Genomic DNA, 11,878 nt, shown 5'->3' with positions numbered 1-11,878 from the left:
CCGATCCTGTGGGATCAAACTGTGATTTTCCAGCAGCGGTGGATTTTTTTCTTCTTGCTGGCGTAGTCTTCAGGTACCGTCATCGATGTGATTTCCTTAACATCGGTTATTTTCAGCTTTTCAAAGTGCGGTCTAAAGTTCTGGTGATTTGTGGAGAAAAAGATCGTAGCGCCGGTCCGCATCAGCGCCACTACGGACTGGAGTAGTGTCGGGTGATCCGTTGCGATGTCAAAGGCGTGCTTTCGGTTTCGACTGGTTGAAAAGGACGGCGGATCAACCATCGCAAGATCAAAGGATTGATTTCTGCGCTTGGCTTTTTCAATGAAATCATAGGTATGGGACTGGATCAGGGTGTTCCCTGCTTCCGGGATACGGTTCAGTTCCATGTTTTCTTTCGCCCATCGGATGGCTGTTTCGGACCGGTCAACGGAGACCGTCGCGCGGGCGCCGCCGGAAGCGGCGTAGCAGGTGAAGGATCCGGTGTAGCAGTAAAGGTTCAGGAAATCCTTGCCCGCGGCCGATTCTCTCACCAGCTGCCGGGTATTGCGATGGTCGGAAAAGAGTCCGGTATCGACGTAATCATCGAGATTGACACTGAACCGCAGGTCTCTTTCGGAGACCACGATCTTTCTATCGGTGTTGGCAAACCGTTCATACCGATTGCCTTCCTGACAGCCCACGTGTCTTTCTTTCAGATGAATGTTTTCCGAAGAAACCCCCAAAGCTGCGGCAACAGCGCTTCCCATCAGCGGCAGCCACTCCGGAGTCGACTGCTTGCGCATGTATTCCGAAATGACCAAATGCCCGGCATACCAGTCGACGGCCGCCCGGATTTCAGGAATATCCCAGTCGTAGAGCCGGAACACGTCGATGTTCTCCCTGGCAAAACGCCTGCGCAGGTGGGCATGGCGCTTTTTTACCCTGTTGGCGAGCATGTCCGCCTGGTCGCGGTAATCCGGCATCGCTGTAAGCTCCTGTTACGCAAGTATCCTGGCAGCTTCCTGCATGTGGCTGCCGATGGCCATCTTCTGGGGGCAGCGTTGTTCCGCCCGGGAATAATCGGCGCGGATCATTCGGGTGCGGGTTTCCGGCGAAAGCTCTCTGAACAGCGCCCTGGCACTGTCCTGTTCGCCGTAGCCGTGATAGTACATCAGATAGCGCATCACGTCATGGACGGGCACGGCGCCGCCAACTGCGGACGTGCAGACAGCGGCGCAGCCGGTACAGTATCCGGACGCTGTGGCCCGGGCATACTGTTTCAGGATGTTCATGTCGTTGCGGGAGAGCTTGTTCGCATTTAAGGCTGCACTGACATTCGATTCCAGTACCGTCATGCTGGGCATATAGGAACAGATGCTGGTGATGTGCGGGTTGTGCCAGACAGCTACCAGGCGGGCCTGAATGTCGGTAAAACCTTTATTCAGAAATTGTCCGGTCAGCTGCGTCAGCTGTTCAATTTCCGCTTCCGTCATCCGGGGCGCTCCCTGGAAACGATCTCGAGATTCGTTGGCCACGGTTTTCATCGCCGTCAAGCCGATCCCCGCATCGGCACAAGCCGTAACGGCTTTTTTCATCATGTCGGTATGCATCGTCCTGAAGTTGTAAGACATTTGAATGCCATCGATGCCGCCAAGCCTTGCAGCTGCCAGCATCGATGCTTCAATATCCTGATGGGTGCTGAAGCCGAAAAGCCGGATCTTTCCCTCGCCTTTCATCTTTTCAACCCAGTCCCGCACGGATCTGTCATAAAGGGATTCCAGTGAGTCGATCCGGTGCCAGAGATACAGGTCGACATAAGAAGTGTTCAGGCGTTGCAGCGATTCTTCCAGGGCGATGGTCATTTCGGCGGGGCGGCGCGAAGCCGTCTTGGTGGACAGAAAGACTTTTTGGCGGTCCCCGGGATATTTCTTAAAATAATTACCCATCCCCTTCTCCGAGCGGCCGTTTCGGTATCCCTCGGCCGTTTCCCAGTAAGTGACGCCTAAATTCAAGGCCTGCCGCAGCAGGAGTTGACCTTGCTCGGTATCAAATGAGCCGCCCAGGGCGAGTATTGAAACATCCACTCCGGTTTTACCAAAGGGCCGGACCGGCAGCGGCGATGCGGGGGGCGACGTCGATCTTAAGGAATTATCGCCTGCTGCAATGGATGGCAGCAGCATGGAAACGGCGCCGGCGGTTCCGGCTTTTTTTAAAAAATCCCGGCGTGACCACACGTGAATTATTTCGTCCATAGGCATCTCCTGCATCTTGAAAGCAAAAGGAAATATTTGAAATAAAGAACGATAACCCGGTTTAGGGTTGATCTCGGGGCCGGCAAAAACGCCTTGCTGTCCCCAAGGGCTTTGCCGTCGGATTTGTCAATAGCTGACGGAGCGGCTCATGCCGCCGTCCACGGCGATGCTCTGGCCGGTGATGGCGCCGGCATGCGGTGAGGCCAGAAAGAGCACCAGCGGCGCGATATCGGCCGGTTCGACGATGCGGCCAATGGGAAACATGGAAGCGAAGGAGGTTTCCGCCTCGGCCGGGCTGATGCCACGCTCCCGGGCCCGGGCAGCGACGCGGGCGGGGAACCGGTCTGTTTTGCAGAAAGACGGGTGCACGACATTGACCAGGATCCCGTCGACGGCAACCTCGTCGCTGAGGTGCTTGGCAAAGTTTGCCAGGGCTGCATTGCCCAAACCGGAGGGGAGGCTGGTTTTGCCGGGATTGCGCGCGGCCAGGCCCCCGATGCAGATGATCCGGCCGCCGCCGGCCTGTTGCAGGTGGGGAATCGCCGCCCGGGCGCAGCGCATTGAAGCAAGGGTTTTCCCCATCAGCCGTTCCATCAGGGCTTCGTCGCCCGCCGTCAGCAGAGAGCCGGACACGTTGGTGGAGGCATTGTTGACCAGGACGTCCAAGCGGCCGAAGGCCTGGACGGTCTGGTCGATTGCGCGCTGGCAGTCTGCTTTCTGAAAGAGATCCGCAACGATGGTGCGGGTGCGGCCGCCCAGTGCGCTTAGCTCCCGGCCCGTCTGGTTAAGTTTTTCTTCGCTGCGGGCACAAACGGCCACGTCGGCGCCCTCCCCGGCAAAAGCGAGCGCGATGTGGCGTCCGATGCCCCGGCTGCCGCCGGTGACCAAAACGGCCTTACCCCGCAATCCAAGATCCATGATTCCGTTCCTTTCGGCACTGCAAAAAGGGTGTCCAAGGTTTCGGCAATCCGTCCATCAGTAGGGTTTTAAACCTTCAGTCCTTCGACTCATAAATATGACACCGTATTTATTTAGACTCCGGCTGAACACGGTCGAAGCCCTCAGGACTTAGTGCTGAGTGAGTATACCGAATTATTCTCGTCCCAAAAGACATCACTGTATTTGCGAATCGATGCACTTAAGCCGGCTGCAGCACCCGGATCCTGATTTTTTTGAAAAGATCTTTGGCCTTTTCCCGGTAAGCAAGCATGTGGGGCTCGGCAAAGTGCTTTTTCAGGGCGTCGACGCTTTCCCAGGACTCGATCAGGGTAACCACATCATCACCGGTTTTTTTCTGAATGGCGATATCCGTATCGAAATCCACCGTGGGTTCGTAAACCAGGCATCCTTTTTCAGCCTTCACGCTGGAGATGTTCTGGCGCAGGATGTCCAGATATTTGTCTCGACAACCGGGTTTGAGTTCAATCGTAGCGATTACATGGATCATTTTTTTCTCCTTTTGTTGTTGTATAGGTACGGTTGCATGGTCGATCGCAGTTCTAAATGATGCCACCGGCGTCCCGTATCCGGTCTTTTCCCGATATCAGGAGGTGCCGGCCATCAAAGGAATGGTTTTTACGCAGCGGAACCCCAGCCAGTGGGCACCGGTAACGGTATCCTCCGGGGTCCAGCGACGGGTGACACGCACCGACACCGGTGAACCCAGGAAGCATCCGCCCCGCATGGGCAGGCGTCCTTCCAGCCAGCGGCCTTCGCACATTTCCCATACATTGCCGCACATGTCGTAGCAGCCATAGGGGCTCATGCCGTTGTCGAAAAGACCGATCTCGGACGTGCGTTCCAGCCCATAGCCTTTATAATTGCATCGGTCCGGGTAGAACTCGTGCCCCCATGCCCAGAAACGGCGGTCGGTCCCCCGGGCGGCTTTTTCCCAATGGGATTCGGTCGGCAGGGATTTTCCGGCCCATGCGGCATACGCCCTGGCGTCGTCCCAGCCCACAAAGACCACCGGCTGCATCGGCTGGTTCCAGTCCGGATCATTCAACAGCAACGGTTTGCGATGCCCGGTTTCTTTAATGAACCTGCGATACTGGTAGTTCGTCACCGGGTATCTGTCGATGTAATAGTCTTCGAGATAGACACTGCGGGCGGGCACTTCGGTTGCGTATAGCGGATTGATGCGGTCTTCCAGGAGCGTAATCTGCATCAGTTCTTCTTCTGATATACCTTGGGTAAAGGCGCCTTTGGGCACCCGTACCATTTCAGCCCCGTCGATGGGTGAAACAATTTTTTCCGGGAGAGGCCCGACACCAATCTGACGGTTTATATTCCAGCGGTCTTCCAAAAAGAAAAACTCCTCAGGTGTTGGGAACGGGCAATCGTATACAACCTTCGAACCATTATCAATCAGATCATCACTTTATTACATCTGTTTTTTTATGTCATCCTTTTTTAATGCCGTCCGCGTCAAAGGTCAGCGACCGCATGTCAAAATCACTGATAATTCTTTCAAGCTCTTTTTCATGGATTTCCGGCAGGGTGGTACGATCCGGCCGCAGATTTTTGGCGTCGCGCAGGTAGACATGAATGATTTCTCCGGCGCTGCGAGCGGTGTTCCAATGGAGCATCACGCGGATGCAGTGCGCAAGGCCGCCGGGCACCTGCATCTCATGCCCGCACATCAGGGCGACGTCATACCAGCCCAGCTGCCGTGCGGCCAGGGCCGGGTAGGTCGCGTCCAGATCGACGGTGGTGGTGAAATACGCGCTGGCCAGGTCTCCGGGGCGGATATCGTTGACGCGGATGATGATGAAGAGCATTTCGCGCGTGGCCTCCAGAATAGCGTCGCGGGTATTTTCCGAAACGGTGGTTGCGCCGCGCACCCCCCGGCACATGATCGGGGAGCGGCCTGCCCCGGACGGGTCTTTCTGGTTTGGCATGGATTCTCCTTAATGACGAGAACGTATCCCTGATCCTGTCTCTTTTAAGATCGAGTACCATTTATAGCGGGAATGATACAGAAAGTAAAGAAAACACCCCACGGGCAAATATATTTTGTATAATTCCCAGAAGATCATTACCGGGATTGAAGTCGAGCCGGGGTTTCATGGTGAAGGCTGCCAGATCTTACTGCTCTCAGTTTATTTAACAAAGTGAAAAAAATCTGCTATTTTTCTGGATATTTATTTGCGGCCGGAAAACGTTTTTAAGCTTGCTGTCGGGGTCATTCTTTTGTTATAAGTAAAATATTAATAAATCCTTTTAAACATCTTACAGACATGATGGACACTAAAGTCATTAACCTCAATAAGCTCATTCTGGTGCTTGTCTCTCTTCCGTTTCTGTATATGACCAGCTTGTACAATTATCTTTTATTTCACAGTCTGGCGGAACTTTTCAGCATCTTTACCGCGTGTGGAATATTTATCGTAGCCTGGCACTCAAGAGCTTTTCTGGAAAATAACTATCTGCTGTTCTTAGGGGTTGCCTATCTTTTTATCGGCACCATCGACTTGCTGCACACATTGGCTTATAAAGGGATGGGGGTCTTTTTGGGGTATGATGCCAACCTGCCGACCCAGCTATGGATCGCCGTCCGTTATATGGAGAGTCTCTCATTGTTGGTCGCCGTCGTATTTCTGAAAAAGAAATTGAACGCTGAACGGCTCATGGGAATTTACGCCATGTTCACAGGCTTGCTTCTCTTTTCAATTTTTTATCCGGGATGGTTCCCGGACTGCTTTACGGAAACGACCGGCCTTACCGCCTTTAAAAAAATCAGCGAATACATCATTTCCTTGTTTCTGGTGATAGCGATCGCTTTCATTATTAAATCCAGGACTGAATTTGATCCGGCGGTTTTTATACTGCTGACGACTTCTTTGTTTCTGACCATCGGCGCTGAGTTGATGTTTACCTTTTATATCAGCGTATATGGGCTTTCCAACCTGATCGGTCACTATTTAAAACTGGTTTCATTTTACCTCATATACATAGCGGTGGTTCAGACCGGTCTGGAAAAACCCTACAGCCTGATGTTCAGGAAACTGAAAAAAAGTGAAGCGGAGTTGCGCAGACAGAGAAACGACCTGCAGAAAGCCTTGAATGAAATCAAAACGCTGAAAGGCATTTTACCTATCTGCGCTAGCTGCAAGAAAATCCGTGATGACAGGGGGTTTTGGAAAGTTGTAGAAGCCTACATCCAGGAACATTCCGATGCGGAATTCAGCCACAGCATCTGCCCGGATTGTGCCAAAAAACTTTATCCGGAACTTGATATTTATGAATCTGATCCTTCTCCCAAGTAGTTTAGAGAGAGGGTTCAAGGGATCGCGGCTCAATTTTTTTCATTTGGAGAGCCCCCCTCTTTAACCCTTCAGATACCGACAGATTCCATAAAATTTCCTCCCAGAAGCCGATTTTGAATTCCTTTATCCGGAAATAATTTTTCAATCCTTCTTTTGATAAAGCCGTAATCAAACAGACCGTCACCCCCGTGAACGCCATAAGGCCCGTCGGTGCCAAAGAGGCATCTTTCCGTACCGAGGGTTTCGATTGCCAGGCGGGTGGTCTTTTCATTAAGAAAGCTTGTCTGGGAAAGATCGACAGTCACCTGTTTGTTTTCTCTGATTTTTTTCCAGGCGTTGGCATAAAGCGGGTAACCCGCATGCGCCAGAATCAGCTTGAGTTCCGGGACCTCCTCTAAGAGCGTCTCATAATCTCCGTGGGCATCAAAGCCGGCATGAATCAGGAGCGGTTTTCCGGTTTTGGCCAGTTCCGTTGCAACCGGCAGCAGGCGCTGTTCTAAATGATAATGGCAGTCGATAATCATGGGGACCTCCCGCGTTTTAGGCCAAGGGTTTGACCCGCCAGATGTTATCGGCATATTCCATGACGGACCGGTCGCTGGAGAACTTACCCATATGGGCGGTGTTGAGAATGGAGCGGCGGGCCCAGTCATCCGGGTCCTGAAACACCCGGCTGACCGCTTCCTGGGCGGTGACGTAAGAACGGTAGTCCGCCAGGAGCATATAGTAATCGCCCTGGTCGCGCAGCGCACTGATGAGCGGGGCAAACAGTTCCGGCCGGCGGGGTGAAAAAAAACCCGAGGCGATCATGTCGAGAACCTGCTTAAGCTCCGTGTCCGTTTGGTAATAGCTTGCGGGATCATAGCCGCTGCTGCGCAGGTCCGTTACTTCTTCAGCCGTCAGGCCGAAAATGAAGATATTTTCACGGCCCACTTCTTCCATAATTTCCACGTTGGCGCCGTCCAGGGTTCCGATGGCCAGGGCGCCGTTCAGCGCCATTTTCATGTTCCCGGTTCCGGATGCTTCCATGCCCGCAGTCGAAATCTGTTCGGAAAGGTCGGCGGCCGCAACGATTTTTTCGGAATTGGAGACGCAGTAATTGGGCAGGAAAATGACCCGCAGCTTCGGCCGGACCTCGGAATCGTTGTTGACCACATCCGCCACCGAATTTATCAATGTGATGATGCGTTTGGCCTGATAATAGGCCGGAGCGGCTTTTCCGGCAAAAATCACGGTGCGCGGCACAACCGCCGCCGCAGGGTCTGCCTTGATGCGGTTATACTGGGTGATCACGTGCAGGATATTGAGCAGCTGGCGCTTGTATTCGTGAATGCGTTTGACCTGCACATCGAACAGTGTGTCGGGGTCAGCCTCCTGTCCGGTTTTGCGTAGAATGTAGGGGACCAGCCGGTGTTTATTTTCCAGTTTCGATGCCATCCAGGCGCTACGGAATTCGGGGTTATCAGCGTAGGGCGCCAGTTTTTCAAGCAGGTCGAGTGCATTAATCCAGCCCGGTCCGATGGCCGACGTAATCAGCCGCGACAGCGACGGATTGGCCTGGAGCAGCCACCGGCGGGGTGTGATGCCGTTGGTGATGTTTTGGATGCGACCGGGGAAAATCCGGTCGAAATCCCTGAACAGGCCGGTTTTCAAAATATGGGAGTGCAGGGCGGCCACCCCGTTGACCGAATGGCTGCCGACGACCGCGAGATGGGCCATGCGCACCTGCTGCAAAGGGCCCTCCTGGAAAATGGAAAGCCCGGCAGCTAAGTGCGGATCGTCCGGGTATTTTTTCCGCACCGCCGTCAGGAAGCGATGGTTGATTTCATAAATGATTTCCAGATGCCGGGGCAGCAGCCGGCCGATCAGTTCCAGCGGCCAGGTTTCCAGAGCCTCGGGCAAGACCGTATGATTGGTATAGGCGAACGTTTTTTCACAAACAGCCCAGGCATCGTCCCATTCCAGGGCGTGCTCGTCCATCAGGATACGCATGAGTTCCGGGATGGCGATGGTGGGGTGGGTGTCGTTTAATTGAACGGCCACAAAATCCGGAAAATCCGCAAACGAATCGCTCTGTTTCCTGAAACGCCTGAGAATGTCGGACAGTGTCGCCGCGACAAAGAAATACTGCTGTTTGAGCCGCAGCTCTTTACCCGCTTCGATTTCATCGCTGGGGTAGAGCACTTTTGAAATGTTCTCGCCCATCACTTTGGACTGGACCGCGCCGATATAATCGCCGTGGCTGAAGTTTTCCAGGTTGAATTCCCGGCTGGATTGTGCGGCCCACAAGCGCATATTGGTGACATACTCGTCACCGTAGCCGGGAATGAGTATGTCGCAGGCCATGGCCATGACGATCTCGCCGCCGACCCAGCGGTAGCGGAGCCGTCCCGTGGTGTCGCGGTACGGTTCGGATCGGCCGTAGAAACGGATCGGCTCGAGATGCTGGGAGCGCTTGATCTCCCAGGGGTTGCCGCGCCGGCGCCAATTGTCGCAATGTTCGCGCTGGCTGCCGTTTTCCAGGACCTGATGAAAGATGCCGTAGTCATAAAGGATGCCGTATCCGTATCCCGGCAGGTTAAGACAGGCCAGGGAGTCCATGTAGCAGGACGCCAGGCGCCCCAGGCCGCCGTTGCCGAGGCCGGCGTCCCATTTCTCTTCCTCCAGGTCGTCCAGATCAATCCCCATATCCTGCAGCGTCCGGCGGGCCTCTTCCTCCATATTCAGGCTGATGAGATAGTTTTTAAGAAACCGGCCCGGCAGAAATTCCAGGGATAGAAAATAGACCCGCTTGGCCAGCGTATCATAAAGCGAGCGCTGGGTTTTAACCCAGCGCTCCAGCAGACGGTCGCGCACACAGTATGCCAGCCCCATATAAATGGAATACAGATCGGTTTTATCCGGATCGTTGCCCAGGGTAAACAGAATGTGACGGCGGATATCGTTTTTCAGGGAGTCTGTTTCAATGGTTGCGGGGACGTGTCTGCCGCTCGGGTCTTGAACATTTGGGTCCATTAAGAAACCTCCCGACAGATAAAGGGTTAACCGCCTGTATGCTGATGAAATGATTTTTCGCAGGAACCTGTAAAGAGTATTGTCTATTTAGCCAAGTTTTTGCGTGCAAGCAACAAAATTCAACATGAAAAGCGGCCCGGCCACGGCCGCGTCTATTTCCACCGGGCGATGCATTTTAGTATGATCGTCCATTATTATTCCCTGATGACCGAGTAGCTCGCGGGCCGGTTTTTTTCCCGGGAGATGCCGCTGCTCGACGTTTTGTTAAGGCTTTTCAATGCCACACAATTTTTTTGCGGCATCCTGTTTTTCCTTCATGTTGACCCGCCTGGAGATCATTACCCGCTGGGCCTGGGGCGATCCTGCGCCGTGCAGAGATTCCGTCAGATACCCGACGGCGGCTGTTCCCAGGGTGAGGTTCTCGATGAGCCGGAGGATCCGCAGGCGGTGTTCGGTGGGTACATCCGCGCGGGTCATGAGATATTTTTCGAGCCATTTGGCGGTTTCCGGAGACCGCAGGTCCTGTTCGGACGGCAGCGTCACCATCAACCCGCCGGCGATGTCCTGGGCGATACGGGCGATTTCATAGGGAAACCGGGTGATGTTGTGCTTGTGGACGTTGGCCAGCAGGATGTCCACCAGGTAGGTGCCGCCGGCTTCCCGGTGACCCTGGGAAGCGCACGCGATGCCGCAGCAGTAAAGGGTTTCGTTGAGGTGGTTCATTTCAACGAGTTTGTCCCTGATGTGCGCGGCCTTTTCAACGCCGTTGTACTCCGCCACGGTCTGGGCCGCCCCGATGAGGACATCCCCGACGCCCACCTTGAAGGCGTAGCTCTGGCGGTGATAGGCGGCGAAGGTTTCCACCAACTGACCGGTAAATTCGTGCTCCCCGTTCATGAAGACGCGTTCCCAGGGAACGAACACGTCTTCGAAAACCACCAGGGCTTCGTGCCCGCCAAAGATCACGTTGCCCCGGTCCAGGGTTCCGTCCTCGAGCTTGCGCGTATCGCAGGATTGTCTCCCCATGATATAGACAATCCCCTCGGTGTCGCTGGGTAGGGCGAAGGAGACCGCGTAGCGGCTGTCTTCCGCCCGCATGTTCAGGGTCGGCAGGACGATGATTTCATGGGAATTGACCGCACCGGTCTGATGGGCCTTGGCGCCCCGGACCACGATGCCGTCCGGGGTTTCCCGGACCACATGAAGGTATGCATCCGGGTCCGGCTGCCGGGAAGGGGGCAGGCTTCTGTCACCCTTGGCATCGGTCATGGCCCCATCGCAGGTCAGGTCGTTGCGCTGGACATATTCAAGGTATTTTAAAAACCGTTCGTGGCAGGCGGACCCGTTTTTCTCATCGATGGCGTATGTTGCGATGGAGAGGGCGTTGATCGCATCCATGCCCACGCATCGTTGAAAACAGCATCCGGTCTCTCTGCCCAGCAGGCGTCCCATCTGACTTTTCTTCACCAGATCATCCACGCTTTGATGGATGTGGGTGAAGCGGTTGATCCGGTTGCCGCTGATGTGGGAAGTCGCGGTCATGATGTCCGCGTGTTCAGGCCGGTGGGCCAGTTCATACGTTTTGGCCACCGCGAGCATGGAGGGGCGGATGATGGGATCATCCACCACATTTTCCACACGCTTTCCAAACTGATATACGACCAGGTTCAGTTTCCGCAAGCTTTCTTCGTACTGCTCAGCCGTCATCAACCCCATAACGCCTCCTTTTTGCCGGGGATGCCGCTGCCGTAGCGGCCTATTTTTTCGGGCTTGACAATAGGGCGTCGATACCGGCCCGGGCAACCTCCTCGTCCTGGTCGGGCGTGCCGGAACTGCAGCCCATACCCCCCACGATCTGATCGTCCCAAAAAATCGGGAGGCCGCCGGCGATAAGCATAAAACGGCCCCCGTTGCTGGTATGGATGCCGAATGCAGGGCCGCCCGCCCGTCCGACCTCACCGTATGCGCGGGTGGATTTGCGCGCAGCAGCGGCGGTAAAGGCCTTGTTGATGGCGATGTCGATGCTGGTGACGCGGGCGTTGTCCATGCGATGGAACATCATCAGGTGGCCGCCGTCGTCGGTGACGGCAATATCCATATCGACGCCGATCTCTGCGGCTTTCTTCTCTGCGGCCTGCATCATGACCCTTGCGTCTTCCATAGTCAGTTTGGGAACCATTTTCATGGGGTGAGCCTCCTCATTTGGATTGACGAACAACGGACGGTAATCAAAACTATAAATTATCGGGGATTATATCAAACCCCGGCGTTGATAAAAAGTGAAATGTTCAAAAGGGCGGGTTTGTACCGGTTCTTTAGACTTGCAACAGCGCCTAAACCCGATCGTTTCTTTCGTTGGAACGG

Annotated in this window: 11 protein-coding genes; 1 reads left to right on the top strand and 10 read right to left on the bottom strand. The window is 54.5% G+C overall.

Annotated elements, in window-relative coordinates; all coding sequences use genetic code 11:
- Positions 1 to 14: 14 nt before the first annotated feature.
- From P1P89_02565 to aroH, 6 genes are all read right to left on the bottom strand, one after another.
- Positions 15 to 962 carry a class I SAM-dependent methyltransferase gene (locus P1P89_02565; protein ID MDF1590373.1) on the bottom strand — a complete coding sequence of 316 codons (948 nt, stop codon included), beginning with the start codon at positions 960 to 962 and terminating at the stop codon, positions 15 to 17.
- A 15-nt stretch (positions 963 to 977) separates the two neighbouring features.
- Positions 978 to 2,231, bottom strand: coding sequence for an aldo/keto reductase (locus P1P89_02560; protein ID MDF1590372.1), 1,254 nt, complete (start codon positions 2,229 to 2,231; stop codon positions 978 to 980).
- Positions 2,232 to 2,357: 126 nt separating this feature from the next.
- Positions 2,358 to 3,149, bottom strand: coding sequence for an SDR family oxidoreductase (locus tag P1P89_02555; protein ID MDF1590371.1), 792 nt, complete (start codon positions 3,147 to 3,149; stop codon positions 2,358 to 2,360).
- 220 nt (positions 3,150 to 3,369) lie between these two features.
- The gene (locus P1P89_02550; protein MDF1590370.1) at positions 3,370 to 3,678 is read right to left on the bottom strand and encodes a putative quinol monooxygenase; all 309 of its coding nucleotides are present in this window, start codon (positions 3,676 to 3,678) and stop codon (positions 3,370 to 3,372) included.
- Between the two features lie 96 nt (positions 3,679 to 3,774).
- Complete coding sequence (locus P1P89_02545; protein ID MDF1590369.1) at positions 3,775 to 4,536, bottom strand: SUMF1/EgtB/PvdO family nonheme iron enzyme; 762 nt, start codon at positions 4,534 to 4,536, stop codon at positions 3,775 to 3,777.
- A 97-nt stretch (positions 4,537 to 4,633) separates the two neighbouring features.
- Positions 4,634 to 5,131, bottom strand: a complete 498-nt coding sequence (aroH, locus tag P1P89_02540; GenBank protein MDF1590368.1) for a chorismate mutase — start codon at positions 5,129 to 5,131, stop codon at positions 4,634 to 4,636.
- A gap of 339 nt (positions 5,132 to 5,470) precedes the next feature.
- Between aroH and P1P89_02535 the strand changes: the two genes are divergently transcribed.
- Positions 5,471 to 6,499 (top strand): MASE3 domain-containing protein, encoded by a 1,029-nt coding sequence (locus P1P89_02535; GenBank protein MDF1590367.1) that lies wholly within the window; start codon positions 5,471 to 5,473, stop codon positions 6,497 to 6,499.
- A 68-nt stretch (positions 6,500 to 6,567) separates the two neighbouring features.
- On the opposite strand, the gene P1P89_02530 is transcribed toward P1P89_02535, so the two are convergent.
- The 4 genes from P1P89_02530 to P1P89_02515 all read right to left on the bottom strand — a co-directional run bounded on the left by P1P89_02530 (position 6,568) and on the right by P1P89_02515 (position 11,699).
- Positions 6,568 to 7,023, bottom strand: coding sequence for an amidohydrolase family protein (locus P1P89_02530; GenBank protein MDF1590366.1), 456 nt, complete (start codon positions 7,021 to 7,023; stop codon positions 6,568 to 6,570).
- A 16-nt stretch (positions 7,024 to 7,039) separates the two neighbouring features.
- Positions 7,040 to 9,514, bottom strand: a complete 2,475-nt coding sequence (locus P1P89_02525; protein ID MDF1590365.1) for a glycogen/starch/alpha-glucan phosphorylase — start codon at positions 9,512 to 9,514, stop codon at positions 7,040 to 7,042.
- A 264-nt stretch (positions 9,515 to 9,778) separates the two neighbouring features.
- The gene (locus P1P89_02520) at positions 9,779 to 11,230 is read right to left on the bottom strand and encodes a 4-hydroxyphenylacetate 3-hydroxylase family protein (GenBank protein MDF1590364.1); all 1,452 of its coding nucleotides are present in this window, start codon (positions 11,228 to 11,230) and stop codon (positions 9,779 to 9,781) included.
- Positions 11,231 to 11,270: 40 nt separating this feature from the next.
- A complete protein-coding gene (locus P1P89_02515) occupies positions 11,271 to 11,699 on the bottom strand; it encodes a heme-binding protein (protein MDF1590363.1) in 429 nt (142 codons plus the stop codon).
- Positions 11,700 to 11,878: the final 179 nt, after the last annotated feature.

It is taken from the genome of Desulfobacterales bacterium (assembly GCA_029211065.1).
Lineage (GTDB): Bacteria > Desulfobacterota > Desulfobacteria > Desulfobacterales > JARGFK01 > JARGFK01.
Note: the sequence above shows the minus strand (reverse complement) of the source record. Positions and strands in the feature narration are given on the sequence as shown.

Bases quoted from the DNA above. Each gene is read 5' to 3' on its own strand.
- P1P89_02565 (MDF1590373.1), bottom strand. From the start codon at position 962: ATGCCGGATTACCGCGACCAGGCGGACATGCTCGCCAACAGGGTAAAA.
- P1P89_02560 (MDF1590372.1), bottom strand. From the start codon at position 2,231: ATGGACGAAATAATTCACGTGTGGTCACGCCGGGATTTTTTAAAAAAA.
- P1P89_02555 (MDF1590371.1), bottom strand. From the start codon at position 3,149: ATGGATCTTGGATTGCGGGGTAAGGCCGTTTTGGTCACCGGCGGCAGC.
- P1P89_02550 (MDF1590370.1), bottom strand. From the start codon at position 3,678: ATGATCCATGTAATCGCTACGATTGAACTCAAACCCGGTTGTCGAGAC.
- aroH (MDF1590368.1), bottom strand. From the start codon at position 5,131: ATGCCAAACCAGAAAGACCCGTCCGGGGCAGGCCGCTCCCCGATCATG.
- P1P89_02535 (MDF1590367.1), top strand. From the start codon at position 5,471: ATGATGGACACTAAAGTCATTAACCTCAATAAGCTCATTCTGGTGCTT.
- P1P89_02530 (MDF1590366.1), bottom strand. From the start codon at position 7,023: ATGATTATCGACTGCCATTATCATTTAGAACAGCGCCTGCTGCCGGTT.
- P1P89_02525 (MDF1590365.1), bottom strand. From the start codon at position 9,514: ATGGACCCAAATGTTCAAGACCCGAGCGGCAGACACGTCCCCGCAACC.
- P1P89_02520 (MDF1590364.1), bottom strand. From the start codon at position 11,230: ATGGGGTTGATGACGGCTGAGCAGTACGAAGAAAGCTTGCGGAAACTG.
- P1P89_02515 (MDF1590363.1), bottom strand. From the start codon at position 11,699: ATGAAAATGGTTCCCAAACTGACTATGGAAGACGCAAGGGTCATGATG.